Origin of the sequence: Lentzea sp. NPDC051213 (genome assembly GCF_044455585.1) — a bacterium.
In the GTDB taxonomy this organism is placed as follows: Bacteria; Actinomycetota; Actinomycetes; order Mycobacteriales; family Pseudonocardiaceae; genus Lentzea.
The window spans coordinates 347306-373170 of sequence record NZ_JBITEX010000005.1; the positions used below are offsets into that span (position 1 = coordinate 347306).

29 protein-coding genes are annotated in these 25865 nt (G+C 68.9%); 12 read left to right on the forward strand and 17 right to left on the reverse strand.

Going from position 1 to position 25865, the window contains the following annotated elements; translation table 11 throughout:
* Positions 1 to 11 precede the first annotated feature (11 nt).
* The 8 genes from ACIA8G_RS24040 (at position 12) to ACIA8G_RS24075 (ending at position 8442) form a co-directional block, all read left to right on the forward strand.
* Complete coding sequence (locus ACIA8G_RS24040; RefSeq protein WP_396420899.1) at positions 12 to 1061, forward strand: ABC transporter permease; 1050 nt, start codon at positions 12 to 14, stop codon at positions 1059 to 1061.
* Complete coding sequence (locus tag ACIA8G_RS24045; protein WP_396420900.1) at positions 1058 to 1828, forward strand: ATP-binding cassette domain-containing protein; 771 nt, start codon at positions 1058 to 1060, stop codon at positions 1826 to 1828. Before ACIA8G_RS24040 ends, ACIA8G_RS24045 begins: the two co-directional genes overlap by 4 nt.
* Positions 1825 to 2757 (forward strand): 5-dehydro-2-deoxygluconokinase, encoded by a 933-nt coding sequence (iolC, locus tag ACIA8G_RS24050; protein WP_396420901.1) that lies wholly within the window; start codon positions 1825 to 1827, stop codon positions 2755 to 2757. The genes ACIA8G_RS24045 and iolC overlap by 4 nt, the downstream gene beginning before the upstream one ends.
* Positions 2754 to 3659: an aldolase gene (locus tag ACIA8G_RS24055; protein ID WP_396420902.1), complete on the forward strand. Its 906-nt coding sequence runs from the start codon at positions 2754 to 2756 to the stop codon at positions 3657 to 3659. The genes iolC and ACIA8G_RS24055 overlap by 4 nt, the downstream gene beginning before the upstream one ends.
* The gene (gene iolB / locus ACIA8G_RS24060; protein WP_396420903.1) at positions 3656 to 4543 is read left to right on the forward strand and encodes a 5-deoxy-glucuronate isomerase; all 888 of its coding nucleotides are present in this window, start codon (positions 3656 to 3658) and stop codon (positions 4541 to 4543) included. Before ACIA8G_RS24055 ends, iolB begins: the two co-directional genes overlap by 4 nt.
* Positions 4540 to 6393, forward strand: coding sequence for a 3D-(3,5/4)-trihydroxycyclohexane-1,2-dione acylhydrolase (decyclizing) (gene iolD / locus ACIA8G_RS24065; RefSeq protein ID WP_396420904.1), 1854 nt, complete (start codon positions 4540 to 4542; stop codon positions 6391 to 6393). Before iolB ends, iolD begins: the two co-directional genes overlap by 4 nt.
* A 56-nt stretch (positions 6394 to 6449) precedes the next feature.
* On the forward strand, positions 6450 to 7370 hold the full coding sequence (locus ACIA8G_RS24070) for a pentapeptide repeat-containing protein (RefSeq protein WP_396420905.1): 921 nt from the start codon (positions 6450 to 6452) through the stop codon (positions 7368 to 7370).
* Positions 7371 to 7452: 82 nt separating this feature from the next.
* A complete protein-coding gene (locus tag ACIA8G_RS24075) occupies positions 7453 to 8442 on the forward strand; it encodes an NADH:flavin oxidoreductase/NADH oxidase (RefSeq protein WP_396420906.1) in 990 nt (329 codons plus the stop codon).
* A 72-nt stretch (positions 8443 to 8514) separates the two neighbouring features.
* On the opposite strand, the gene ACIA8G_RS24080 is transcribed toward ACIA8G_RS24075, so the two are convergent.
* A complete protein-coding gene (locus ACIA8G_RS24080) occupies positions 8515 to 8703 on the reverse strand; it encodes a DUF3073 domain-containing protein (RefSeq protein WP_396420907.1) in 189 nt (62 codons plus the stop codon).
* Positions 8704 to 8876: 173 nt separating this feature from the next.
* Between ACIA8G_RS24080 and ACIA8G_RS24085 the strand changes: the two genes are divergently transcribed.
* Positions 8877 to 9740: a hypothetical protein gene (locus ACIA8G_RS24085; RefSeq protein ID WP_396420908.1), complete on the forward strand. Its 864-nt coding sequence runs from the start codon at positions 8877 to 8879 to the stop codon at positions 9738 to 9740.
* Here the strand turns inward: ACIA8G_RS24085 and ACIA8G_RS24090 are convergent.
* Genes ACIA8G_RS24090 through ACIA8G_RS24110 form a run of 5 tightly spaced genes read right to left on the reverse strand, consistent with a single transcriptional unit; the run spans position 9683 to position 13822 of the window.
* A complete protein-coding gene (locus tag ACIA8G_RS24090) occupies positions 9683 to 10864 on the reverse strand; it encodes an MFS transporter (RefSeq protein ID WP_396420909.1) in 1182 nt (393 codons plus the stop codon). The two genes, ACIA8G_RS24085 and ACIA8G_RS24090, sit on opposite strands and share 58 nt — an antisense overlap.
* Positions 10865 to 10907: 43 nt before the next feature.
* The gene (locus ACIA8G_RS24095; RefSeq protein WP_396420910.1) at positions 10908 to 11477 is read right to left on the reverse strand and encodes an aerial mycelium formation protein; all 570 of its coding nucleotides are present in this window, start codon (positions 11475 to 11477) and stop codon (positions 10908 to 10910) included.
* A gap of 60 nt (positions 11478 to 11537) precedes the next feature.
* Complete coding sequence (locus tag ACIA8G_RS24100) at positions 11538 to 12362, reverse strand: 3-keto-5-aminohexanoate cleavage protein (protein ID WP_396420911.1); 825 nt, start codon at positions 12360 to 12362, stop codon at positions 11538 to 11540.
* Between the two features lie 18 nt (positions 12363 to 12380).
* Positions 12381 to 13442 carry a YgfZ/GcvT domain-containing protein gene (locus tag ACIA8G_RS24105; protein ID WP_396420912.1) on the reverse strand — a complete coding sequence of 354 codons (1062 nt, stop codon included), beginning with the start codon at positions 13440 to 13442 and terminating at the stop codon, positions 12381 to 12383.
* A complete protein-coding gene (locus ACIA8G_RS24110) occupies positions 13439 to 13822 on the reverse strand; it encodes a Fur family transcriptional regulator (RefSeq protein WP_396421268.1) in 384 nt (127 codons plus the stop codon). Before ACIA8G_RS24110 ends, ACIA8G_RS24105 begins: the two co-directional genes overlap by 4 nt.
* A 71-nt stretch (positions 13823 to 13893) precedes the next feature.
* On the opposite strand from ACIA8G_RS24110, the gene ACIA8G_RS24115 reads away from it, so the two are divergent.
* Entirely contained in the window at positions 13894 to 14736 is an 843-nt protein-coding gene (locus ACIA8G_RS24115; protein WP_396420913.1) for an aminodeoxychorismate lyase, read from the forward strand.
* 57 nt (positions 14737 to 14793) lie between these two features.
* Here the strand turns inward: ACIA8G_RS24115 and ACIA8G_RS24120 are convergent, their stop codons facing one another.
* The 11 genes from ACIA8G_RS24120 to ACIA8G_RS24170 all read right to left on the reverse strand — a co-directional run bounded on the left by ACIA8G_RS24120 (position 14794) and on the right by ACIA8G_RS24170 (position 24091).
* Positions 14794 to 17328, reverse strand: coding sequence for a glycosyl hydrolase family 18 protein (locus ACIA8G_RS24120; protein WP_396420914.1), 2535 nt, complete (start codon positions 17326 to 17328; stop codon positions 14794 to 14796).
* Between the two features lie 84 nt (positions 17329 to 17412).
* Positions 17413 to 18267, reverse strand: coding sequence for a biotin-dependent carboxyltransferase family protein (locus tag ACIA8G_RS24125; RefSeq protein WP_396420915.1), 855 nt, complete (start codon positions 18265 to 18267; stop codon positions 17413 to 17415).
* Positions 18264 to 18851 (reverse strand): 5-oxoprolinase subunit PxpB, encoded by a 588-nt coding sequence (gene pxpB / locus ACIA8G_RS24130; RefSeq protein WP_396420916.1) that lies wholly within the window; start codon positions 18849 to 18851, stop codon positions 18264 to 18266. Before pxpB ends, ACIA8G_RS24125 begins: the two co-directional genes overlap by 4 nt.
* Positions 18852 to 18914: 63 nt before the next feature.
* Positions 18915 to 19589: an FABP family protein gene (locus ACIA8G_RS24135; protein ID WP_396420917.1), complete on the reverse strand. Its 675-nt coding sequence runs from the start codon at positions 19587 to 19589 to the stop codon at positions 18915 to 18917.
* A gap of 601 nt (positions 19590 to 20190) precedes the next feature.
* Complete coding sequence (locus ACIA8G_RS24140; protein ID WP_396420918.1) at positions 20191 to 20490, reverse strand: DUF1416 domain-containing protein; 300 nt, start codon at positions 20488 to 20490, stop codon at positions 20191 to 20193.
* 5 nt (positions 20491 to 20495) lie between these two features.
* On the reverse strand, positions 20496 to 21341 hold the full coding sequence (locus tag ACIA8G_RS24145; protein ID WP_396420919.1) for a sulfurtransferase: 846 nt from the start codon (positions 21339 to 21341) through the stop codon (positions 20496 to 20498).
* Between the two features lie 29 nt (positions 21342 to 21370).
* A complete protein-coding gene (locus ACIA8G_RS24150) occupies positions 21371 to 21808 on the reverse strand; it encodes a DUF4395 domain-containing protein (protein WP_396420920.1) in 438 nt (145 codons plus the stop codon).
* 74 nt (positions 21809 to 21882) lie between these two features.
* The gene (locus ACIA8G_RS24155) at positions 21883 to 21960 is read right to left on the reverse strand and encodes a putative leader peptide (RefSeq protein ID WP_352235731.1); all 78 of its coding nucleotides are present in this window, start codon (positions 21958 to 21960) and stop codon (positions 21883 to 21885) included.
* A 66-nt stretch (positions 21961 to 22026) separates the two neighbouring features.
* Complete coding sequence (locus ACIA8G_RS24160; RefSeq protein WP_396420921.1) at positions 22027 to 22452, reverse strand: thioredoxin family protein; 426 nt, start codon at positions 22450 to 22452, stop codon at positions 22027 to 22029.
* Positions 22449 to 23279: a DUF2993 domain-containing protein gene (locus tag ACIA8G_RS24165; protein ID WP_396420922.1), complete on the reverse strand. Its 831-nt coding sequence runs from the start codon at positions 23277 to 23279 to the stop codon at positions 22449 to 22451. Before ACIA8G_RS24165 ends, ACIA8G_RS24160 begins: the two co-directional genes overlap by 4 nt.
* Entirely contained in the window at positions 23276 to 24091 is an 816-nt protein-coding gene (locus tag ACIA8G_RS24170) for an alpha/beta hydrolase (protein WP_396420923.1), read from the reverse strand. The genes ACIA8G_RS24165 and ACIA8G_RS24170 overlap by 4 nt, the downstream gene beginning before the upstream one ends.
* Before the next feature lie 82 nt (positions 24092 to 24173).
* On the opposite strand from ACIA8G_RS24170, the gene ACIA8G_RS24175 reads away from it, so the two are divergent.
* Entirely contained in the window at positions 24174 to 24929 is a 756-nt protein-coding gene (locus tag ACIA8G_RS24175) for a winged helix-turn-helix domain-containing protein (protein WP_396420924.1), read from the forward strand.
* 10 nt (positions 24930 to 24939) lie between these two features.
* The gene (gene mshD, locus ACIA8G_RS24180; RefSeq protein ID WP_396420925.1) at positions 24940 to 25815 is read left to right on the forward strand and encodes a mycothiol synthase; all 876 of its coding nucleotides are present in this window, start codon (positions 24940 to 24942) and stop codon (positions 25813 to 25815) included.
* Positions 25816 to 25865: the final 50 nt, after the last annotated feature.

Below are 25865 nucleotides of genomic sequence, written 5' to 3' on the forward strand. Positions count from 1 at the left end.
GAATCGGAGAGATGACCGTGACGGCCAAAGCACCACCGCTTGCCGATGAACGGGTGGGCAAGCCGAAGCTGACCGACCGGCTGATCGTGCGGCCGGAGATCGGCGCCATGCTCGGTGCACTGCTGGTGTTCGTGTTCTTCTCCGTGGTCACCCAGCAGTTCCTGAGCCTCGGAGGCGCCGCCACCTGGCTCGACGACGCGTCGACGCTGGGCATCATGGCGGTGGCGGTGGCGTTGCTCATGATCGGCGGCGAGTTCGACCTCTCCGCCGGTGTCATGACCGCGTCCACCGCGCTCGTCACGGCCATCCTCTCCACCCAGCTGGGCCTGAACGTCTGGCTGTCGTTGCTGGTGTCGCTCGCCTTCGCGTTGTCGGTGGGCGCGTTGAACGGCTGGCTCGTGATGCGCACGGGCCTGCCGAGCTTCATCGTCACGCTCGGCACGTTCTTCGCGTTGCAGGGCTTGAACCTCGGCGTGACGCGGCTGGTCACCGGCAGCGTGCAGGTGACCGGCATGCGCGGGGCCGACGGCTACGAGTCGGCCGGCTTCCTCTTCGCGTCGACGTTCCAGATCGGCGGCCAGGCGTTCTACATCTCGATCCTCTGGTTCGTGCTCTTCACCGTCGTCGCGTCGGCCGTGCTGGTGCGCACCAAGTTCGGCAACTGGATCTTCGCGGTCGGCGGCTCCGCGCACAGCTCGCGCGGCGTCGGCGTGCCGGTGCTGCGCACGAAGGTGTTGCTGTTCATGACGACCGCGTTCGCCGCGTGGCTCGTCGGCTCGGTGAACATCCTGCGGTTCGCGAGCGCGCAGGCGAACCAGGGCATCGGCCTCGAGTTCCAGTACATCATCGCCGCGGTGATCGGCGGCTGCCTGCTCACCGGCGGGTTCGGGTCGGCGGTCGGCGCCGCGGTCGGTGCGCTGATCTTCGGCATGGCCAGGCAGGGCATCGTCTACGCCAACTGGAACAGCGACTGGTTCCAGCTGTTCCTCGGCGTGATGCTGCTGGCCGCCGTGCTGGTGAACAACGTCCTGCGCCGTCGAGCGGAAAGGGTGCGGCGATGACGGCACTCATCGAGACCGAGAACATCGGCAAGACCTACGGCAGCGTCATCGCGTTGAGCGATGTGTCCACTGTAGTCAACGCGGGTGAGGTCACCTGCGTGCTCGGCGACAACGGCGCCGGCAAGTCGACCCTGATCAAGATCCTGGCCGGCGTCCACCAGCACGACCAGGGTTCGTTCAAGGTCGAGGGCAACGAGATCCGCTTCTCCTCGCCGCGCGAAGCCCTGGATCACGGCATCGCGACCGTGTACCAGGATCTCGCGGTCGTGCCGCTGATGTCGGTGTGGCGCAACTTCTTCCTCGGCTCCGAACCGACGAGCCGGTTCGGCTTCCTGGACCGCAAGAAGGGCCGGGAGGTCACCAAGAAGGCGTTGTCCGACATGGGCATCGACCTGCGGGATGTGGAACAGCCCGTTGGCACGCTGTCGGGTGGCGAACGGCAGTGCGTCGCCATCGCCAGGGCGGTGCACTTCGGTGCCAAGGTCCTGATCCTCGACGAACCGACGGCCGCCTTGGGTGTCAAGCAGGCCGGTGTGGTGCTGAAGTACGTCGCTCAGGCTCGTGATCGTGGTCTCGGCGTCGTGCTGATCACGCACAACCCGCACCACGCCTACCCGGTCGGCAACCGGTTCCTGCTGCTCAAGCGGGGCCGTGCGCTCGGCAGCTACGAGAAGTCGGAGATCAACCTCGAGGAGCTCACCCGGCAGATGGCCGGTGGGGCCGAACTCGAAGCGCTGGCGCACGAGCTGCGGGGTGTCGAGGCGTGACGTCGCTCGAAGTGCTGACCGTGGGCCGGGTCGGGGTCGACCTCTACCCGGAGCAGTCGAACGTTCCACTGGCTCAGGTCAGCACGTTCGCCAAGTCGCTCGGCGGCACCGCGACCAACGTCGCGGTCGCCGCCGCGCGGCTCGGCCGCCGTGCCGGGGTGCTCACCAAGGTCGGCCCCGACGGGTTCGGCACCTACGTCCGTGCTGCGCTCGAAGACTTCGGGGTGTCGTCGGCGCACGTCGGCACCTCGCCGGATCTGCTGACACCGGTGGTGTTCTGCGAGCTCAACCCGCCCGCGGACCCGCCGCTGCTGTTCTACCGGCTGCCGATCGCGCCGGATCTGACGCTGGGCGAGGACGACGTGCCGTGGGACGTCGTGCGCGACGTACCGCTGCTGTGGGTCACGGGCACCGGTGTCTCCGCCGAACCCGCCCGCGGGACCCAGCGGATGATGCTGGCCAGCCGGGGCCGCAAGTCCCACACGGTGCTGGACCTCGACTACCGGCCGATGTTCTGGCCGGACGTCGAGACCGCGCGGACCGAGATCAGCTGGATGCTCGACCACGTCACGGTCGCCGTCGGCAATCGGACCGAGGTCGAGGTCGCGGTCGGCACGTCCGACCCCGACGAGGCCGCGTCACGGCTGCTGGACCGCGGGTTGTCGCTGGCGCTGATCAAGAAGGGCGCCGAGGGCGTTCTCGTGGCCACGCCGGAGGGCCGGTGGACCGTGGAACCGAACCTCGTCGAGGTGGTCTGCGGGCTGGGCGCCGGTGACGCGTTCGGCGGTTCTTTGGTGCACGGCCTGCTCTCCGGCTGGGACCCGGTGAAGATCGCCCGCTACGCCAACGCGGCCGGCGCGATCGTGGCGTCCCGCCTGGCCTGCGCGGACGCGATGCCCGACCAGAAAGAGATCGAGGAACTGCTGTGATCACCGATGGGCAGTGGCGCGAACTGTTGTGGCGGCGGGCCGAGGATCCTGGCTCGATCAGACGGGCCTATCAGGCGCGCAAGCGGCGCAATTCGTTGCTGAACGGCAAGTCCACGCTGTTCCTGGTCGCGGCGGACCACCCGGCGCGAGGTGCGCTGGGCGTCGGCGGCGACCCGCTGGCGATGGCCGATCGACGGTCGTTGCTCGCCCGATTGCTCACGGCGCTGGCGAACCCCGAGGTCGACGGCGTGCTCGGCACGCCGGACGTGATCGAGGACCTGCTGCTGCTCGACGGCCTGAACGAACGGGTCGTGATCGGCTCGATGAACCGCGGCGGCCTGGCCGGCGCGGACTGGGAGATCGACGACAGGTTCACCGCCTACGACGCCTCGTCCATCGCGACGTTCGGTCTGGACGGCGGCAAGATGCTGCTGCGCCTGGTCGACTCCGACCCCGGCACGATCCCGACGCTGGAAGGCTGCGCGCGAGCCGTCACCGAACTCGCCGAGCACGGCCTGATGGCGATGGTCGAACCGTTGCCGTACAAGCGTGATCACAACGGCAAACTGGTGCTGCAGAAGGACTCTGCCGCGCTTTCGCGCGCATCGGCCGTGGCCGCGGGACTGGGCGCGACCTCCGCCTACACCTGGCTGAAGCTGCCCGCGCCGGAGGAACCGGACATCGTGCTGGACACCACCGCGTTGCCCGCACTGGTGCTCGGCGGCGTGCCGTCCGCGAGGCCTGAGGACGACCTCGCGTCGTGGGGCCGCTCGTTGCGCCACCCGACCGTGCGTGGCCTGGTCGTCGGCCGTGCGTTGCTCTACCCGCCGGACGGTGATGTCGCCGCCGCCGTTGCCGCCGCCGCCGAAATCCTGCGTACCGCAAAGGGAGTCACGGTATGAGCTTGCACCGTCCACACGGGATGCTCTCGACTTCCACCGACGTCATCCACCTGACCCCGGAGGACGCGAGCTGGATCTACACCGGTCTGCGGGTGCTGCGGATCGAGGCAGGCTGGGTGCGCACGATCGAGACCGGCGAGTTCGAGGCGTTCGTGCTGCCGCTCGCCGGGTCGCTGACCGTCGAGGTCGACGACGAGCGGTACGAGCTGCAGGGCCGTGACTCGGTCTTCACCCGCGTCACGGACTTCGCGTACGTGCCCAGGGACGCCTCGGTGAAGCTGTCCTCTGTGGACGGATGCGAGGTCGCGCTGCCCATGGCCCGGTGCTCGCGGCGGTTGATTCCGAAGTACGGCCCGGCCGACGGCGTACCGGTCGAGGTTCGAGGCTCCGGCAACGCCACCCGTCAGGTCACGAACTTCGGCGTGCCCGGCGTGTGGGACCACGCGGACAAGCTCAACGCGTGCGAGCTGATCACCCCGGACGGCAACTGGTCCTCGTACCCGCCGCACAAGCACGACTCCTCGGAACCGTGTCTCGTCGAGAACGAAGAGGTCTACTACTTCCGGATCGCCGACCGCGATGGCGTGACTCCGTCGCGAACCGGGTTCGGCTTCCACCGCACGTACACCGACGACGGCACGATCGACGAGGACGTGACGGTGCGGGACGGTGACGTGTTCCTGATCCCGCGCGGCTACCACGGTCCGTGCGTCGCGGCGCCGGGATACCCGATGTACTACCTGAACGTCCTCGCCGGACCGGGCGACGAGCGCTCGATGGCGTTCTGCGACGACCCGGCGCACACCTGGGTCCGCGACAGCTGGGCGACGCAAGAGCTCGACCCCCGTTGTCCGGTCACGACCGCAGAGGGGCGGGTCAAGTGAAGCTCACGACCGCGCAGGCACTGGTCCGCTGGATGCTGGCCCAGCGCACCGAGCTGTTCGACGGCTCGCACGTCCCGCTGTTCCCCGGCGTGTTCGCGATCTTCGGCCACGGCAACGTGCTCGGCCTCGGCAACGCACTCGAAGAGGTGCGCGACCGGATCCCGGTGTGGCGCGGCCACAACGAGCAGGGCATGGCGCTGGCCGCGGTCGGCATCGGCAAGGCCACGCACCGCCGCCAGGTCGGCGTCGCCACGTCGTCGATCGGCCCCGGCGCGCTGAACATGATCACCGCGGCCGGCGTCGCCCACGCGAACCGCCTGCCTCTCCTGCTCCTGCCAGGCGACACCTTCACCGGCCGAGCCCCGGACCCGGTGCTGCAGCAGGTCGAGCACTTCCACGACCCGACCGCGACGGTGAACGACGCGTTCCGCGCGGTAAGCCGCTACTTCGACCGCATCACCCGCCCCGAGCAGCTGCTGTCGACGCTGCCGCAGGTCGCCCGCGTCCTGACCGACCCGGCCGACTGCGGCCCGGTGACCCTGGCCCTGCCACAGGACGTCCAGGCGGAGTCCTACGACTTCCCGGCGTCGCTGTTCGCTCCGGTCCTGCACCGCCCGCTGCGCCAGCGCCCTGACCGCAACGCCCTGGCCGAGGCCGCGCGCGCGATCCGTTCCGCCGCAAGGCCGTTGCTGGTCCTGGGCGGCGGCGTGCGCTACTCGGGCGCCGCGGGCCGCGCGCTGCGGTTCGCCGAACAGCACGGCATCCCGATCACCGAGACCACCGCGGGCCGCACCCTCGTGCCGCACGACCACCCGCTGCACGCGGGCCCGCTGGGCATCACCGGCTCGACGTCGGCGAACGTCCTGGCGGGCGAGGCCGACCTGGTGATCGCGGTGGGCACGAGGTTGCAGGACTTCACCACGGCGTCCTGGACGGTCTTCTCGCCCGACGTGCACATGGTGTCGCTGAACGCAGCCCGCTTCGACGCGGTGAAGCACGGCGCGTTCGCCCTGGTAGCCGACGCCGACGAAGGCCTGCGCGAACTGACCGACGCCCTCGGCGCCTGGCAGGCCGCACCAGACTGGGCCCGCCGCGCCCAGACGGAGCGCGCGAAGTGGGACCAGCACATCACCAAGCTGCGGGTGCCAGGCGACGGCCTGCCGACCTACGCTCAGGTCGTCGGCGTCGTGAACGACGTCAGCGGCCCCACCGACTACGTGATGACGGCGTCCGGCGGCCTGCCCGGCGAGCTGATCGGCGGCTGGCGAGCGGCCGGCGAGGCCACCATGGACGTCGAGTACGGCTTCTCCTGCATGGGCTACGAACTCGCCGGCGCCTGGGGAGCGGCCATCGCCCGCCCGGAAGGCGTGGTCACCACACTGCTGGGCGACGGTTCGTACCTGATGCTGAACTCCGAGCTGTTCTCCGCGGCCTTCGCGGGCCACGGCTTCGTCGCGGTCGTCTGCGACAACGACGGCTATGCGGTGATCCACCGCCTGCAGACCGGGCAGGGCGGGGCGGGCTTCAACAACCTCTACGCCGACTGCACTTCCAGCCACGCCGAACCTCCGCGCACGGACTTCGCCGGTCACGCCGCTGCGCTGGGTTGTGCGGTGTTCGCGGTGGACTCTCTGGGTGACCTTGAAGGGGCCTATCGGAAGGCTCGTGAGGTGGCGGTCGACGAGCGTCGGCCTGCCGTTGTTGTGATCCGGACGCATCCCTCGTCCTGGACCGAGGCCGGGGCCTGGTGGGAGGTCGGGGTGCCGGAGGTCTCGCATCGGGCCGAGATCGCGGCTGCTCGCGACGAGGTGCTGGAGGGCAAGGCCAGGCAGGTCCGCTACCTGAGCTGAGCAGGACACCAACAGCGGATACCGCCTGGCCGGGGCCTTCACGAGGATGGCCCGTCATGGGACAGCGGACGTTCTGGCTCGGGGCCGCCGGCGTTGCCGTCGGCCTGATCGCTCTCGGCGTCATCGTGTTCGTGCCGCAGGTGATCTATCCGTTCGCGACCGGTGTCGACCTCCAGCACCTGACCGAACCTCAGGCCAAGATCATGCTCCAGCGGGAGCAGTCGCAGACCAACCTGCGTACGACGCTGCTGCAGTTCTTCGGTGCGTTCTTGGTCGTGGCAGGAGCCGCGGCGACCTGGTACCAGGTCCGGGTCAACAGGGACGGCCAGATCACCGATCGGTACGGCCGCGCTGTCGAATACCTCGGCAACGAGGACGTCAACATCCGGATCGGCGGTCTCTACGTGCTGGAGAGGATCGCGAACAACTCCGCGGAGGACCGCCGGTTCGTCCAGCTGACGATCGGCAGTTTCCTGCGCAATCGATCACCTTGGCCAGTCGGGTCACCGGACGGGCCGCAACACCCGACCCCGTCCGTCGACGAGACACTGCCGTGGTTGCGGATCCGTGCTTCGGACGTCCAGACCGCGCTGGCCGTCCTCTCCCGTCAACCGAAGGCGGGCGACGCCCCGCCGATCAGCCTGTCCCGGGTCGACCTGCGCAGTGCCTATCTGGAGAACGGCGACCTGAGCGAGGCGAAGATCCGTTGGTCGAACCTCGCCAGGGCACGGTTGCGGGGCACGCGGCTGGACGGCAGCGATCTCCACGGCACTGACCTCCGTCAGGCCAACCTGCAAGGTGCGAGCCTCCGGAAGGCTTCGTTGCGCAACGCCTACCTCGAAGGCGCCGACCTGCGCGGAGCGGACCTGGAAGGAGCGGATCTGCGCGGCGCGCACGGTGACGCGAAGACCATCTGGCCGCCGGAGTACACCCCGGAAGTGCTGCGCGAGCGCGGAGCGCAACCGCCCAAGAACTGAGACAACTCACAACCGGGAACAACACGCCACCGCCCACACCTTGAACAGTTCGTAGGCCTACGAACTGTTCAAGGGAGCCCCAGTGAGCTTGCTCTTCTCCCCACTGACCCTGCGCTCGGTCACCCTGCCCAACCGCATCGCGGTGAGCCCGATGTGCCAGTACTCGGCGACCGACGGCATCCCGAACGACTGGCACTTCGTCCACCTGGGCTCGCGCGCCGTCGGCGGCGCCGGTCTGGTGATCGCCGAGGCCACCGCCGTCGAGCCGCGCGGCCGGATCTCGGCGCAGGACGTCGGCATCTGGAACGACGAGCAGGTTGAGGCCTGGAAGCGGATCACCACGTTCATCAAGGAGCACGGCGCGGTTCCCGGTGTCCAGCTCGCGCACGCCGGGCGCAAGGCGTTCGGCGACTGGGTGCCGGTCGCGCCGACCACCGAGCCGTTCCCCGGACTTAACACGCCGGAGAAGCTCACCAACCACACTGAGATCGTGAAGGCGTTCGTGGCCGGTGCGCTCCGGGCGATCGAGGCGGGCTTCGAGGTGCTGGAGATCCACGCGGCCCACGGCTACCTGCTCCACGAGTTCTACTCGCCGTTGACGGACGAGGGCAGCATCGAGGAACGCATCGCCGTCCCCGTCGAGGTCACCGCGGCCGTGCGGGCAGCGGTCGGCCCGGAGGTGCCGGTGATCGTGCGGATCAGCGGCAGCGACTGGGTGGAAGGCGGGTGGACCGCTGACGACAGCGTTGTGCTGGCGCAGGCGCTCAAGGCCGCGGGTGCGGACCTGATCGACGTGTCCAGCGGTGGCAACACCGCGCAGGCGGAAATCCCGATCGGGCCCGGCTACCAGGTGCCGCTCGCCGAAGCGGTGCGACGCAAGGCAGACGTGCCCACGGGTGCGGTCGGCCTGATCACCGAGGCGGCTCAGGCCGAACAAGTGTTGACGGACGGTTCCGCCGACCTGGTGCTGCTCGCGCGCGAATTGCTCCGCGACCCGTACTGGCCGCTGCGCGCGGCACAGCAGCTGGGTGTGGAGGTCAAGGCGCCTAGGCAGTACGCCAGGGCGTTCTGATAGAGCCCTCAGAGTCCAAGGGCTGGGCACCGATGATCCGGTTACCCAACCCTTGGACTCTGAAGGCTGAATTCAGCGACGGTAGTCGTCGTAGTCGTCGTACGGGTCGTCGTGTGGCACTTCGCCACCACCACTCCCGTTCGGCGACCTTTCGTCACCAGACAGCTCGCGCTGCAGCGCAGCGAAGTCGGTCTCATGAGAGCTGTACTTGAGCTCCCTGGCGACCTTCGTCTGCTTGGCCTTAGCTCGGCCGCGCCCCATGGCTCGACCCCCTCGCACAGGGACGGGGGCGGCCGGGGGAACGGCGGCCCCACTCGTCTCGACAACTAGTTCCTGGTAACTACCGTACCGTGCCGATGGGGTTCCTCGCGACGCGGTAGGCGTGACACGTACCGCCAAATCTCGCGGCCGCCCTCGCGTGGAAGGATGCACAGGTGCCCAGACCGTTCGTCGCCTACCTACGGGTGTACGAACCGTTATCAGTCTTGGACGCACCGCTAGCGGACAAGATCCGAAAAGCCCTGGAAAACGGCCCGATCCCCCGTGCGGAGGTCGGCGACCGGGAGCGTGAGCTGTGGTTGCGATCACAGTTGTCGAAGAAGCTCCTTCCCGGCGAGGCGTCCTTCGACGTGATGACGATCAGCCCGGCCGAGGTCCCGACGTCTGACGCCGCGCGTGTCGGCCCGGCACCTCTCGTCTGCCCTCTCGACCTTCGCGCCCGTTCCGCGGCCGCTCTGGTGGGCTTCCTGGCCTCGTCGCCGCCGATCCTGCAGGACGCGGCCCTCAACATCGCCCCGGAGACGGTCCGGTCGCGTGCCTCGGCCGTGATGGCCGAACTGGCGGCGGGGGCCGTGCACGTGATCTCCACGACCTGGACGGTGCCGCTGCCGTGGTTCGCCATGGTCGACCCGGCGCAGCGCCGCGTGGTGCTGGCGAGCGCGCAGGACGACCCGGAGAGGCAGGTCTCGTGGCGGGTGGCGATGGCCGACGCACGCCGCCGGGTCGCGCGGGCGTTGAAGGTCGTGAAGACCTCGCTGGGAGAGGACGGGCCGGCCAAGGTCCTCGCCGACACGGGTCGCTGGCTGGAGCACTTCCACCCGCACTCGGCCGTCGAGCTCGACTACGGCGGCCTGGTCCAGCTGCTCGAGGACAAGGACCTGCTGGAGGACACCTCGGCGGTCGATGTGAACGCCATCATCGACGCGCTCGAGGCGGACAACTCCGAAGAGGTGGCGTTGCGCTACGAGACGCTGCGCGAGTTCTGGGGCGAGTTGGCCCGCAGAGAACGCCACGGATGAAGTAGGAACCTAGCCACCACCGCCGCTAGGGCTGCCAGCAGCATCGCCGCAGGCCATGACACGGACACCGCGACCCAGCCCGCGATGAACGGGGTGACGGCCGCACTGAGGTAGTTGGCCGAGTTCTGCATCGCGATCGCGGTGGCGCTGCGGCCGTCCGGAGCGAGCTCACCCGCCTCGGTGACCGCCAGGCCGTTCCAGCACACCGCCAGCGCGGTCGTCGGCACCAGCACCGCGAGCAGCACCGGCAGCGGCGCCTGGTCGAGCACCGCGACCAGCACGAACCCCACCGCGGTCGCCACGGCGACGATCTTCAGCGGTCCGATCCGGCTGCGGACCCGGTCCGACCACACGCCGACGACCAGCCTGCCCGCGCCGCCAACCGCCTGCGCGATGCCGAACACGATCGCCGCGGCCGTCACGGTCATGCCGCGGTGGTCACTCAGCATCGCCACCAGCAGCGCCGTAGCGGTGAACTGGGGCACCACCAGCAGGCCGCTGGCCAGCGACAACCTGAGCAGCTTCGGATCTTTGAGCACCAGCCCGTGGTCGCTGCCCCCACGGGTGGCGCCAGGAGGTTCGCGGACCAGCAACGCCACCGCGAGCGCCACCAGGGCGGTCACCGACGCCAGCGCCACGAACGCCGCCGGCACTCCCGAGGTGATCGCGATCCCCGGCAGGAACGCGGCGGTCAGCGCTGCTCCGAGAGGCGTCGCCGTCTGCCGCACGCCCATCGCGAGGCCCCGGCCGCCGGAGCGGAACCAGGACATCACCGCACGGCCGCTGGCGGCGTTCACGCTCGCCCCGAAGAGACCGGCGCCCAGCAGGGCCAGCCCGGCGATCCACGCGTTGCCCAGCGCGACCGCGAGCAGGCAGGCGGCCGCACCGACGCCGCCGACGGTCATGGCGAGCCGTTCGCCGCGCTTGTCCGCGAAGAACCCCCACGGGACCAAAGCGATCATCGTGCCGAGGTTGACCGCGCCCAGAAGCAGCCCCACCTGGGGCAACGTCAGGCTGAAGTGATCACGGAGCTGCGGGCTGATCGCCGACAGCCCGAGGAAGACCGCCGCGTTCGTACCCTGCGCCAACGCGCCGATGAGCAGCACGACCCAGCGATACCCCATGGGGGCACGCTAGGTCGGCTGCTCAGAAAGTGGAACGCTCGTCTTATCTCTTGGGACGGTGGTGTCCGCGCTCGGCCGCCAGCAACTCGTCCACCGACGCGCTTCCGCGCTGGTAGCGGGCAGCGATCTCGGCGTTGAGCCGGTCCACGACCACCTGCACCTCGCGCCGGCGCACCGACACGGACGCCTCTTCCGAGATGAACGTCTCCAGCACCTCGCCCAACCGCGGGTCGGACAGCGAGCTCACGTCGGAGATGTCGACGTCGGAGATGAGCGCCTCGACGTGGCGTTGATGCGCGTCGGCACGTGACGGCTCATGGGTCTGATAGCGGCCTAGACCGGTTGCCGGTCCGACCGCGTTGGTGGACAGGATCGTCGCCAGTTGCTCGACCACCGCCGATCCGCCTGAGCTGCGGCGTTCCTGTTCCGCACGCACGATGTCGATCCGCGCGTGCAACAACCGCCGCAGGTAGGACAGGTCGGTCTCTTCCTGCGCTGCCTCGTCGCGGAGTTCGCGCACCTCGACGAGCGGGCGCTGCTCGACGCCCTCCGTGTAGTCGGGGGCGAGCACCCGGTCGATTCGGCGGCGCCCGCCAGGACGCACCTCGATCACGTGTCCATCCTGCGGTAGATCCCCCTCACCCGCCAACACATCCCATGCACCAAACTCGTCTCAAATGTGCACACCCAGGAGCTTTCGCGCCTCGTCGGGCGTCAAAGCAGGTCGCTGAGCGATCTTGGAAAGGCCTGCGGCACGTGCTACGAGCTGTGCGTTGTCCCGCACCGGCACGCCTCGTGAGTAGCTGATGGTGTCTTCCATGCCGACCCGGAGGTGGCCACCCGCACCCAGTGCGGTGAACATCACCGGCAGGGTGGTCCGGCCGATTCCGGTGGCGGAGAAGCTCGCCCCGTCCGGTAGCGCGTTGACGGCGGCGACCAGCGTGGCCGCGTCACCGGGCATACCGCCGGGCACTCCCATGACGAAGTCGACGTGCACGTGGCCGCCCGCGGGCAGGCCGTGCTGGTCGAGGAGACGCTTCAACGACGCCAGCTGGCCGATGTCGAAGATCTCGTACTCCGGCACGATGCCGCGTTCCTGCATGCCCTTGTGCAGCGCGACGATGAACTCCCAGCGGTTCATGAACACGTCGTCGCCGAAGTTGACCGTGCCCATCGTGCAGGACGCCGAGTCCGGCATCGCCTCGAGCACGCGCAGCCGGTCCGACTCCGGGTCGTGCACCGACCCGCCGGACGAGAGCTGCACGACGAGGCTGGTCTGCTCGCGCAGGGCCTCGACGGTCGCCTTCAACCGGCCGAGGTCCAGGCTCGGGCGGGCGTCCTCGCCGCGGATGTGGACGTGGATCATCGCCGCGCCGACCTGCTCGCAGCTCTGAGCCGTCGAGACCAGCTCTTCCAGGGTCACTGGAAGCTGCGGGACGTCGGCTTTCGCGTGTTCCGCTCCGGTGGGAGCGACCGTGATGAGCGTGCCCTGAGACATGCGCCGAACTCTAGGGGGTCATCCCCGCAGGTTGCGAACAGCTTCCCGGCCCAGACCGGGGGTGTCCGGCGGCACCGAGTCCGGGTCGATCCGCGCAGGCACCGCACGTTCGGGAGCACCCGCGAGGAGGTCGGAGTCGATCGGTACGGACCGCTTGACCAGCGCCAACGCGATCGGGCCCAGCTCGTGGTGCTGTGCCACGCTGCCCACCCGGCCGACGGTCTTGCCGTCCAGCGTCACCGGGTCGCCGGTCTCCGGCTCCCCGTCCGCAGAACCATCCAGGTGGAGTAGGAGCATCCGGCGCGGCGGGCGGCCCACGTTGTGGACCTTCGCGACCGTCTCCTGGCCGCGGTAGCAGCCCTTGTTCAGGTGCACCGCGGGCTCGATCAGGTTCACCTCGTGCGGGATCGTGCGCTCGTCGGTGTCGATCCCGATCCGGGGCTTGCGCGACTCGACCCGCAGCGCCTCGAACGCGAAGCTGCCGGCCGGGCGCGCGCCCGCGTCGGTGATCCGCTGCCACCACGAGGTGAGCTCGGCGCGCGGGACCAGCAGGTCGACCGCGTTCTGACCGGGCCACGACATCTGGCGCACGAAGCCCTCGCCCAGCGGTGCGGCGTCGGCGGGCAGCGGGATGTCCAGCTTCTCCAGCAGAGCGGAGGCGTCCGGCCCGACGATCGTGAGCAGCGCGAACTCGCCCGTGGCGTCGCGCGGCTCGACCTTGGACCAGAAGACCATCTTCTGCAGGTACGACAGCAGGTCGTCGACCTTCTCGACGTCGAGGAACACCGTGCCGCCGACGTTCGCGACGACCATGTGGTGCTCCAGCCGGCCCTGCGCGTCCAGGACCAGCGCCTCGGTGCTCGCGTTCTCACCGAGCAGCTCGAAGTGCTGGCTCGTGAGCGTGTGCAGCCACTTCAGCCTGTCTTCGCCGGGCACGGCGATGATGCCGCGGTTCGAGCGGTCGACGACCACTACGGCACGGGCGGCGGAGCGTTGCTCGGCGAACGGGTCGCCGTAGTGCCAGGCGACGCCTGCGTCGGTGGAATCGTCGGGCGGCGGGACGGCTCCGGGGAGGGTCACTCGGTCTCCTGCTTCATGCAGTCGCGGCAGGTGCCGGACAGCGCGAGATGGCTTGCATCAAGTTCGAACCCATCGCGCTCCCGCAATGTTCCGACGAGCGGGTCGAGCAGCTCGTTCGGGATCTCTTCGATCCGGCCGCAGACGTGGCACACGAGGTGCACGTGCTGGTGGTCGTCGGCCGAGTAGCTCGGCGCGCCGTGGCCCAGGTGCGTGTGCCGCACGAGTCCGAGCCGGTCCAGCAGGTCGAGCGTGCGGTAGATCGTCGTGATGTTGACCGTCGGCGCCGTCTCCTGGACGCGCTGACAGATCTGTTCCGGCGTCGCGTGTTCCAGCGACCTGACCGCGTCCAGCACGAGCTGACGCTGCGGCGTCATCCGCATGCCGCGGTCGTGCAGCGTTTTGCGCAGCCCTCTTGCGGTCTCCACACCACCGATGTTAGTAGGCTCGGCTCATGCGCGTGCTGGCACTGCTCGACGGAACCCTCGCTGACCCCGATTCGCCGCAGATCCGCGTCGACGACCTCGGACTCATGCGCGGTGACGGTGTGTTCGAAACGATCCTGGTGGTCGACGGGAAGCCCCGCGAACTCACGCCGCACCTCGACCGGCTGGACCGGTCCGCCGCCATGCTCGACATGCTCCCGCCGCCGCGCGCGGAGTTCGAGCGCGCGGTCGAGCTCGTCCTCGGCAACTGGACCGGTGGCAGGGAGTTCGCCCTCAAGCTCGTCTACACCCGCGGCGTCGAGAGCGGCGACGGCACGCCCACCGGGTTCGCGCTCGGCATGGAGATCGGCGCGAAGGTGCTCAAGCAGCGCGCCGAGGGCCTGTCCGCGGTGACGCTCGACCGCGGCATCGACCCGGACCTCGCCGACCGCGCGCCGTGGTTGCTGCTCGGGTCCAAGTCGCTGTCGTACGCGATCAACATGGCGGCGCTGCGCGAGGCCGAGCGCCGCGGTGCCTCCGAGGTCGTCTTCACGACGTCGGACGGCTCCGTGCTGGAGGGCCCGACCTCGACCGTGATCCTGGTGCGCGGCAAGACCCTGGTGACGCCGCCGGCGAAGCTCGGCATCCTGCCCGGCACCACGCAGTACGCGTTGTTCCGCGCCGCCGAGCGCGCCGGCTGGACCGTGCTCGTGGAGCCGATCCAGACCGGCGAGCTCTACGACGCCGAGGGCGTGTTCCTCGCCTCCAGCGTCCGCAAGATCACGCGGGTGAACACGCTGGACGGCAAGCAGCTGCCCGACTCGGCGGCCCTGCTGACCGAGCTGCAGGGCCTGTACGAGTCCGAGTACTGAGTGCCATGAGGGTGACCTTCATGGACCTCAGGTCCATGAAGGTCACCCTCATGGCAGTTACCTGAGTCCGGCGTCGACCGCGGCCATCAACGGGCCGCGGTCACCGGACATCTCCCAGAACATCGCGCCCAGCAGGTTCTTCGACTTGAGCCACGCGGTCTTGCGCTGGATCGACCAGGCGTCGTCGAAGGTCCACCACTGGTTGCCGGTGTAGCAGGACGTCGCCACGGCGACTTCGTCGTGGAAGACGGTGCAGTTCGGCACGGACGCGACGAGGTTGGCGTACCCGCGGGTGCCCGACTCCTCAGGGAACTGGCCCGGCGCCGCACCACCCGCGGCCTGCCACTCACCGTTCTTGCCGCCGTTGGTCACGTTCTGCCAGCCGCGGCCGTAGAACGCGAGCCCGAGCGTGATCTTGCGTGACGGCACCCCGGCGTCGAGGTAGGCCTGCACGGTGCTCTCGACGCTGAACTTGGTCGTGTACGGGTCGTCCGGGTCCGGGTACAGGTTGCCCTGGTGGCCGGTCCGGTTCGGCTCCCACGAGTTGTCGCTGCCGGAGCCGTGGAAGTCGTAGCCCTGGACGTTGAAGATGTCCATCGACTGCGCGACCCGAGCGAGCTCCCAGCCCGCCGCGATCTTGGCCGGGTCGGCCGGGGTGAACGCGGTCAGCTGGTAGCGCTTGCCCGTGGTGGTGCTGTACGCGTCCATCTGCCGGCGGAACTCCTCGATCAACAGGCTGTTGTTGACCTTGTCCTGCGGGCCGAAGTGGTTGCCGGCGTGGCCTTCGGCGCCCGGCCACTCCCAGTCGAGGTCGAAGCCGTCGAAGATGCCGGCCGCGGTGCCGGGGCCGCCGGCGCCGTTGTAGACGGGCAGGTTGCCCTTGAGGTAGACGTCGATGCACGACGACACGAACTTCTTGCGGGCCGCGTCAGTGGCCGCGACATCGGAGAAGTACTTCGAGTACGTCCAGCCGCCGAGCGAGATCAGCACCTTGAGGTTCGGGTGGCGCGCCTTGAGCTTCTTGAGCTGGTTGTAGTTGCCGCGCAACGGTTCCCAGCCCGAGTCCGCGACACCGTCCACGGACTGCGCCGCACTCATCGGCCTGCTGTAGTCGGCTTCCGCGTCACCCGCGCCGTCACCCTGGTTCGGGTCCTGCGGGTTCGGGCTCGTGCCCTTCGTGACGCCGTGCAGACACGTCAGGTTGACCGGGTCGATGTTGCCGAACGCGTAGTTGACGTGGGTCATCTTCGCGGCGTCCATGTCCTTCACGAAGTACTGGCGCCCGTAGATGCCCCACTGCACGAAGTACCCGACGCGCGCATATCCGCCGACGATGTCACTTGTGCGCTCGGTCAGCGCGGTGCTCGGCGCGGAGACGTTGTCGTAGATGTCGCGCGCCCTCACGGTGAAGGTGTAGCTCGTCGACGGCGCCAGGCCGGTGACGACGGCGGTGGTGCCGCTGACCGTCTGCTTCAGGGTCGTGCCCACGTAGACGTCGTAGTTCGCGACACCGCGGTTGTCGGTGGACGCGTTCCACGCCAACGTGATGCTGCCCGCGTCCTTCGCCGTGGCGCGCAGGTTGCCCGGCACGGTCGGCGGCGTGGTGTCGTCCGCCGGGTTGTTGGTGGTGACGCTCAGGGCCCCGCTCGGAGCGCTCTGAGTGCCCCTGGTGTCCTTGGCCCGCACCGTGAACGAGTACGCGGTGTTCGGGTTCAGGCCGGTGATGATCGTGGACGTCGTGGTGGAGCTGCCCGCGAGCGCCGAGCCGTTGTAGACGTCGTAGCCCGCGATCGGCAGCGAACCGGCGGTGGAGGCGTTCCACTGCAGCGTCACCGTGCGCGTGGTCTTCGACGGCGAAGCCAGACCCGTTGGGGCGGTTGGTGGAGTGTCCGCGGCGCCGTTGCAGTTCGCGTTGTTGATCCGGCAGGTCACCGGGTCGACGTTCGAGCTGATCGAGAACGTGGGGCTGTACGGCTCGGTGGAGCTGCCCGCGGCCACGCTCTTGTTGTAGTGGGCCGGGGTGAGCGTGACCTGGTTGCCGCTCTGGCTGAGGGTGCCGTGCTGGCCGTTGCTCACCGTCACGCCGGCGGGCAGCGTGAAGACGATCGACCAGTCGGCGACGGCGGCGCTCGTGTGGTTGCGCACGATGAACTTCGCGGTACCCCCGGCGACCGAGTAGTCGGCCGTCACACCGGTCGGCGCCGGTGCGGGATCACCGCTGCCGTCGCAGGCCATGTTGTTGATGGTGCAGGCGGTCAGGTCGGCCGCGGCGCTCAACGTGAACGTCGGGCTGTACGGCTCGGTGTTGCGTCCGGCAGGGATGTTGTTGATGTAGAAGGCAGGAGTGAGCGTCACTCTTGTGCCGTTCTGGGTCGTCGTCGCGTTCTGAACGTTGCTGACCGTGACTCCGGCCGGCAGGTCGAACTTGACCGACCACCCGTTGAGCGCGGTCGTGCTCGCGTTGGCGACCACGAACTTGCCGCTCGTGCCGGTGCGGGAGAAGGTCGCGGTGATGCCCGTGGCGGCCTGTGCGGGCACGGCCAGGGCTATTACCGCGACCAGAACCGCCAGCAGGGCAGGGATTCGGCGCATGCGGAACTCCAGGTTGGTAGAGATTCCGCGGCGGCCCGGAGATGACGTTATGTGGTCTGGACCACTTCGTCAACGGCGTGGGCCTCAGCCGATCGGGCGGAAACGCACGCTTGTGCCAGGTCGCGCCTGGCCGAGAAACCGCAGGTGATCACGGTCGACCACGCCGATGACGGGATAGCCGCCGGTGGTCGGATGATCGTTCAGGAAGACCACCGGCTGCCCGTCCGGCGGCACCTGGACCGCGCCGGTGATCATGCCCTCGCTGGGAATCTCGCCGTCACGACGATTCAGAGCGGTGCCCTGCAGTCTCGTGCCGACCCGGTTGCTGCGGTCCGACACCGTCCAGGACCCTTGCCGCAGCTGGGTTTCCGCGTCGGCGAACCAGTCGTCGCGCGGGCCGAGCGTGATCGGGATGACCAACGTTTGCAGCGCCCGATGCGGCGGCACCACGTCCGCGCCCGCTGCCGCGCTCGGGGTGCCGAGGTGGAGCACGTCGTTGTCCCGCAACGGTTCTGGGCCGATCCCGGACAGCAGGTCGGTGGACCGGCTGCCGAGTTCCTTCGGCACGTCGATGCCTCCGGACACGGCGAGGTAGCAGCGCAGGCCGGTGTCCGGTGTCCCGATCTCCAGGGTCGAGTTCTCAGGAAGGTGGATCGGCTGGTGGGAGTCGACGAGCTTCTGGTCGAGATGCAGCCGGACCGCGGGCCCGGTGACCGCGACCGTGCAACTCGCGTCGGCGCGGACCGTGAGGCCGCCCAGCAGCAGTTCCAGCCCGGCCGCGGTCTCGTCGTTGCCGACGAGCCTGTTGGCGAGCTTGAGGGAATCGGGGTCGACCGCGCCCGACGGCGGCACACCGAGGTGCGCGTGGCCGGGCCGGCCGAGGTCCTGGACGAGTGCCTGAGGGCCGGTGCGAAGGACGGTGATGCTGCGTTGGTTCATGCGACCACGAACCGGACCTGGTCACCGGGCTGCATCAGGGCGGGCGGCTCGGCCTTCGGGTCGAACAGCGTGACCTCGGTCCGCCCGATCAGGCGCCAGCCGCCCGGTGTCGCCCGCGGGTAGGCGGCGGTGAACTCGCCCGCGATGCCGACGCTGCCCACCGGGACCTTCGTGCGCGGGGATTCCAGACGTGCCTGCTGGAGGCAGTGCGGCAGGCCGGTGAGGTAGGCGAAGCCAGGAGCGAAGCCGCAGAACGCGACCTCGTACGTGGCCTCGGCGTGCAGCTTGACGACCTCGTCGGTGGTGAGTTTCGCGGTCTCCGCCACGAGGTCGAGGTCCGGGCCGTCGTAGCTGACCGGGATGGTGATCTCACGGGGGTGCGTGGTGGGCGCCTTCGTCAGGTCGACGCCCTTGAGGACTTCCCTGACCTGCGGCAGCGCACCTTTGACCAGCACGGTCCTGGCGGCCGGCACCAGCTCCTCGATGCCGGGCACCTGCTGGAGCGCCGCGCGGACCGCTGCGACCTCGGTCAGCGAGTCGACCTCGACGAGGAGCGCATCGGTTCCGCAGCGCCGCAGGAGCATGCGCCCATGCTACGGGGAATCGTGGGATTGTTGAACAATCCCACGACCCTGAGTTTCCCGCTTCTAGCCGACCACGCGCTTGAGGTGCGCAGACGCGTGCGGCTGCAACGGCTGCCCCACCATCGCGCGCTCCTCGACGTACGCGAGGTCGCCGTTGTTGACGATCCCGTACAGCCGGTGCGACGCCTGGACCTCTTTGGCGGTCGCGGTGCGGATGATGGCGTCCGTCTCGAATTCCCACGACGTCTGCGTGCGCGGCTTGCCGTAGTACATCTCGATGATGCCGGTGTTGTGCGTCAGCAGCAGCTCGATCGTGTCGTCGGGCTGCGGGCGCCAGAAGCCCTGCTCGCGCGCGGCCGGACGGATGACCTCGCCGGCCTCGTTGAGCAGCCACGACCTTGCCTCGTAGACGAGGAAGGGGCGGCCGTCGTGCGCGAAGGTGATCTGCTGGCCGTACCGGAACGGGCCCTCGATCGTCGGGTAGACGATCTCGCCCTCGCCTCGCCACACGCCCACCAGGGGGAGGACTGCGAGGAGGGCGTCGTTCAGGTTCGCGCCTTCGCGCAGGTTCGCCGTGTCGCCTGGGATGGGCATGTCGGTGAACTGCGGGAGGTTGCGGGCACGGGTGGCCGCGGCTCGCTCTTCGGCCAGGCGGATTGCTTCGTCTCCGCTGCCGGGGACGGGGCTGCCGGGGACGGGAGCGCCGGGGACGGGGCTGCCGGGGACGGGCGTGGTCATCGCTGGTCGGAGTAGAGGCGGTAGACGACGTAGCCCGCGAACCACATGACTGCGATGGTCACGAGCACCAGGAGTCCGGTGAAGATGTGTTCCACCTGGAGAGGATATCTCGGCTGTTCAGACGTGCAGTGTTGTGGTGGTGCAGGACACCGGGGTGGCTGGGTTTCGGGGTCGCGTGCGGTCCGTAGGTGGTTGGGTTGCGCTGGCGGGTTCCTGGTGCGTGCTTCCCCTGGGGGACTCCGTCCCCCAGACCCCCTGACAATCTGATCTGGGGGTCCGCGCCGCTCGCGGGTTGATGGCACGCCTGTTGGGTTGGGCGGCTGCCGGTTGCGTAGGTGGTTGCGTTGGCGGTGGGGTCCCCGTCACGAGTCGCACGGGAGGCGGCCACACCTGGGGGATGAGGTCAAGTCGACGAAAAGCGTGTCGACTTGACCTCATCCCCCAGGCGCGGCAACAGCATCCATGCGACTCGTGACGGGGACCCCACCGCCGGGTCTGTGTGACTAAGAGCGGGCGGACTGCTCGCCTTCGGCATCGCTTGCTTACGCGGAAGACCCCCGGCAGTTGTCACCGCCGGGGGTCTTCGTCATACCAGCTGGTACTAGGCGACCGCGATCTCCACTGCGTGGATGCCGGGGCCCGAGGCCGACACGTCGGCCTGGCCGTTGCCGGTGCGGTGCAGTGCGCGGACGGTCCAGGAGCCCGGCGCCGCGAAGAAGCGGAAGTCACCCTCTGGGGAGGAGACGACCTCGGCGGTGAACTCGCCGGTCGAGTCGAGCAGGCGGACGTATGCGCCGCCTACGGGGGCTCCGGCCGCGATGACCTTGCCCTGCAGGACGGTCTCCGTTGTGGACACTTCCACTGTGCCGCCCTGGGCGGGCGCGCCGCATGTGTCGCTCATGATTGTCAGGCCTCCTTGCCGGAACCGAGTTCGATCGGCACGCCGACCAGCGAGCCGTACTCCGTCCAAGAACCGTCGTAGTTCTTGACGTCGTCGTGGCCGAGCAGCTCGCGCAGGGCGAACCAGGTGTGCGACGAGCGCTCACCGATGCGGCAGTAGGCGATGGTCTTGCGGGAGCCGTCGAAGCCCGCTTCGGAGTAGATCTCGCGGAGCTCTTCGTCCGACTTGAACGTGCCGTCCTCGTTGGCTGCCTTGCTCCACGGCACGTTCACGGCCGAGGGGATGTGGCCGCCGCGCTGGGCCTGCTCCTGCGGGAGGTGGGCGGGGGCCAGCAGCTTGCCGGAGAACTCGTCGGGCGAGCGGACGTCGACCAGGTTCTTGTTGCCGATGGCTTCGACCACCTCGTCGCGGAACGCGCGGATCGTGAGGTCCTGCTCCTGCGCGGTGTACGTGGTCGCGTCGCGGGTCACCTCGTCCTTGTCCAGCGGGCGGCCGTCGAGTTCCCACTTCTTGCGGCCGCCGTCCAGGAGCTTGACGTTGGTGTGGCCGTACAGCTTGAAGTACCAGTACGCGTAGGCGGCGAACCAGTTGTTGTTGCCGCCGTACAGGATCACCTGGTCGTCGTTGGAGATGCCCTTGGCCGAGAGCAGCTTCTCGAAGCCCGCGCGGTCTACGAAGTCGCGGCGGATCGGGTCCTGCAGCTCGTTCTTCCAGTCGATCCGGACGGCGCCGGGGATGTGCCCGCCGTCGTACGCGGTGGTGTCCTCGTCGACCTCCGCGAACACGACGCCGGGCGTCTGGAGGTTCTCCTCGGACCAGGCGGCCGAGACCAGCACGTTCTCACGGCTCATGGGAAGTTGCTCCTGTAGTAGTGCGTGTTTTATTGCGGACGTGCGAGCGCGGGTGCGTACCGGCGCAGCAGCAGGTACATCTCGCACCCGAGGCACAGGCCGAACGCCGCGTTGAGCAGCGCTGCGACCAGTGCGAGACCGGTTGCCACCAGGCCGAGCGTGGTCAGCCCCGTGGCGTAACCGAGGGTGCCGATCAGCGCGAAGACGAACCCGACCCCTTGCGCGAACCGCAGCGGGGCGGCTTCCTCGCGTTCGGTGGTCTTGGGCAGTCGCGGCTGGATCGCGTAGCGGTAGACGTGACCCCACGGGTTCAGCTTCAGCGAGATGAACGCGCACATCGCGAAGAGCACCGTCTGGGCGGCGAGCAGCCGCCACCAGCCGGTGAGCAACACGATCGCGAGGATGATCACGGTCATCCAGGCGGAGAAGCGCGGTCCGCGCGGGTCAACTGGGGCATCTTTGGGCACGACGACCTCCGGGCATTCGGACGAGGAGATATTCAGTCCGGCAGAGGTAGCTGATGGGCGTCAAGCAGCCCGGATCAGCTCGTCGTGCGACACAGGCTGCTGCGCACGCGGCACAGGTCCACCGCGCGTCGCTTCGTGAGCAGCATTGTCATGTCAGCGAGGGTAGTACGCGATCCCTCGGTGCGGGAGGTATGTCCACTTGGTGGAACAACCCAGGTTCACTCGACCGGATTACCCGCCAAATGGGGTCGCAGCGCCTCCAGCAACGTGTCCCGTTTCGGCACGCCACCGACTCGCAACACCTCTACGCCATCGGCCGTGAGGGCCAGCGTCGTCGGTGTGCGCATGACGCCCAGCGAGGCGGCCACGTCCGGCAGGTTCGTCACGTCCAGCTCGGCGTGCTCGAGGCCGTCGGTGCGGTCCGCGATGTCGCGCAGGATCACCTTCGCGTGCCGGCACGGCGCACAGAACGTGGTGGACAGCTGCACGAGCGTCACGCCTGGAGGCGCGAGCAGGTCGCGCACGGCCGGAGGAAGGTCAGCGGAAGAAGCAGAAGTCTTGATGCGGCCCTCGCGGACCTTGAGCAGCACACCGATCACGCCGGCCACAGCCAGCGCGCCCAGTAGCGCCACTACACCAGTCATCGTTGGACCAACGGTACATCCGTGATCACGCCCCGAAGGATGAACGCACCGCTCTCCACCTCAACGGAGGTAGGCGCCGCGTTGAACGGCAGCGTGCCGGGCTCGATCTTGATCGCGAGCGCCTGGCGCAGCTGCGGGATGATCTGCTTGAGCGAGGCGTCTTCCAGCTCGATGTCGTCGACGTTGATCTGGATGGCCCCGCTGACCAGCGCGATCTGGCCGTACGCGGTGAGCGTGACGGTCTTGCCCGCGACGTTGGTCTGGCCGGAGAGCTTGATCGCCGCGGTCGTCTTCGGCGTGCCGGCCGGGGGCGGCGTGGTCGTGACGCGGTTGTCGGGCTCGATCGAGAGCTTGTCGAACGGCGTGACCTGGTTCGCCAGGCGGTTCAGGTCCAGCGCCTTGACCTTGATGCTGCCCTCGACCTTGTCGATGGTGGCCTTGGACACGTTGCCCGCGAGCAGGTCGGCCAGCTCGACGCGGGTGTTGTAGAGGTCGGCCACGATGTCGAGGTCGCGCAGGTCGACGCCCTGCTGCTCGTTCTTGATCGGCACGCCGACCGCCTCGATCTTGACGTGCGTGTAGTCGCCGCGGATCGCCTGGGTCATGAACGGGAACCCGTTGATGCGCACCGACGGGTCCTCGTCGAGCTGCAGCTTCTCGCGCATGCGCTGCGCGATCTGGTACTCGCCGGCGGCGGCCAGTGCGAAGTCGGCGGCCACGAGGAGCACGCCGAGCACGATCACCGTGATGATGAGGAACTTCCCGCGCCGGGACTTCTTCTTCGGCCGGGGACGGGTCTGGGCCTGTCCGGAATACCCTGCAGTCATTCCTCGTCCTCGATCTTCGCGGCGATCCATGCCGCCATCCGGTCTACCAGGTCTGGAGTCGTGGCCGATTCCGCGTGCCGCATGCCGGGCTCGATCCACAACTCGGCATGTCCCAAGGACGCGCGGTGCAGTGACACGGCGTGCTCCGGAGCGAAATAGTGGTCCAGGTCACCGTGCACGAGCAGCAGTGGGGTGGGCGTGATGCGTCCCACCACCTCCAGCGGACTCTCCGGCGGTTGTACCCAGCTCTCCCCGAGCCGAACCCCGATCGCCCGTGCCGCGAGCTTGCCGTGGGGCTGCTCCAGCAGCCAGTGCACCCGCCGCATCGGCGCGGTCTCCCGCGACCACCACCTGGCCGGCGCGCTCACAGAAACGACCGCGTCCGGCCTGGTTTCGCCGAGTGCGGCGTGCCGGATGACGACCGAGGCGCCCATCGAGAACCCGACCGTGGCGATCCTGCGGTACCCGAGCTCGCGTGCGGTCCGGACGGCCGCCTCGATGTCGTGGACCTCGTCCATCCCGACCGTGGAGCGTCCCTCGGAGCGTCCGTGCCCGCGGAAGTCGAACGCGACGACGCCCGCGTGCGCGGCGAACCGGGCCAGCACCCGAGCGACGTACGGCTTGGCCACGTGGTTCGTGAATCCATGTCCCACAACGAAAGCGAGGTCGCTCTCGCTCTTGTGGTGGACTCCGTGCAGGCCCACCCCGTCATGTGACATGGATGTAACAGGCGTGACGCTTGTGGAAACAACTGTGAGCACGACTTCTTGACCTGGGACTTTCTCGGGTTGCACCGGTATTGTCTCCGTCATCCGCAGGCAACGGGGCCCGGTCACCGTACGCCGCTGGTCTGGTCGAGGTGACCTGACCACGGCCGATTTGGAGGGCGCCGCGATGAGCATCGACGTGCTTCTGCTGACGACAGACCCGGACCCGGAGGCCGTGCTTCCCGCACTGGCACTCCTGCCGCACGCCGTGCGTCCGCTCCGTCCCGAGGTCTCCGCGCTCCTCGAAGCGGGACCCCACGACATCGTGCTGGTCGACGCCCGCACGGACCTGGTCGGCGCACGTTCGCTGTGCCGCCTGCTCGACTCTTCCGGCGTGGACGTGCCGGTCGTCGCCGTGGTCACCGAGGGCGGCCTGGTCGCCGTCAACTCCGACTGGTCGGTCGACGAGATCCTGCTGCCGAACTCCGGCCCCGCCGAGGTCGACGCCCGGCTGCGCCTGGTGCGCTCGCGCCGCGGCGCGACCCAGCCCGGTGGCGACGGCGCGCTGCAGCTCGGCGACCTGGTGATCGACGAGGCGACCTACACCGCCCGTCTGCGCGGCCGCCCGCTCGACCTCACCTACAAGGAGTTCGAGCTGCTCAAGTACCTCGCCCAGCACGCAGGCCGGGTGTTCACCCGCGCGCAGCTGCTGCAGGAGGTCTGGGGCTACGACTTCTTCGGTGGCACGCGGACGGTCGACGTGCACGTGCGACGGCTGCGCGCCAAGCTCGGCCCCGAGCACGAGGCGTTGATCGGCACGGTCCGCAACGTGGGCTACAAGTTCGTCCGCCCGCCACGTCCGGGTTCCTCGCGCCGTCCGGCCGAGGTCACCGAGGTCGACGACTCGGCCCAGTACCTGGATGACCATTTGATCGCGCGGTAGGTTCGCCTGTGTGGCGCAACTGAGCTGGTACGACGAGCTGACGACCGATCAGGCTGCCGAAGCTGGGCAGCTGCTGGCGGCTGCGGAGAGCACCGACGGCGTGGCCCCGGTCGGCGAGGCCGTGCGACTGCGGATGCGCCCTGGCGCCACCGGCAGCAGGCACCTCCTCGCGCACCTGAACGGCGAGCTCGCCGGATACGCGCACGTTGACATGCTCGGCGACTCCGGCGGCCACAAGGTTGCCGAGTTCGCCGTGCACCCGCAGTACCGCCATCAGGGCATTGGCGAGGCGCTGGTGAAAGCACTCCCGCAGGAGTCGCTGCGGATCTGGGCGCACGGCGGGCACCCCGACGCCGAGGAGCTGGCGGGCAAGCTCGGCTTCCGCAAGGTGCGCGAGCTGCTCCGGATGCGCCTGCGGGTCGACCACGACCTGCCGGAGCCCAAGCTGCCGGACGGCATCACCATCCGGGCGTTCGTGCCCGGCAAGGACGAGGCCGCGGTCGTCTACGTGAACCACCGCGCCTTCGACTGGCACCCCGAGCAGGGCTCCATGTCCATCGAGGACGTCCGCCTGAAGGAAGCGGAGGACTGGTTCGACCCGGCCGGCTTCCTGCTCGCGTTCGACGCCGACGACCGGCTGGCCGGCTTCCACTGGACGAAGGTGCACACGCCGGAGCTCGGCGAGGTGTACGTCATGGGCGTGGACCCCGACCGGCAGGGCGGTGGCCTGGGCAAGGCGCTCACGCTGGCCGGGCTGCGGCACCTGCAGGAACAGCAGGTCAAAGAGGTCATGCTCTACGTCGAGTCGGACAACGCGGCGGCGGTGCGCGTGTACACGAAGCTCGGCTTCACCCTCTGGGACGCGGACGTCCAGTACGGCCGGTAGTCAACGGATCGTCACAATACGCATACGCGCAGGTCACGCCATCACTCTTT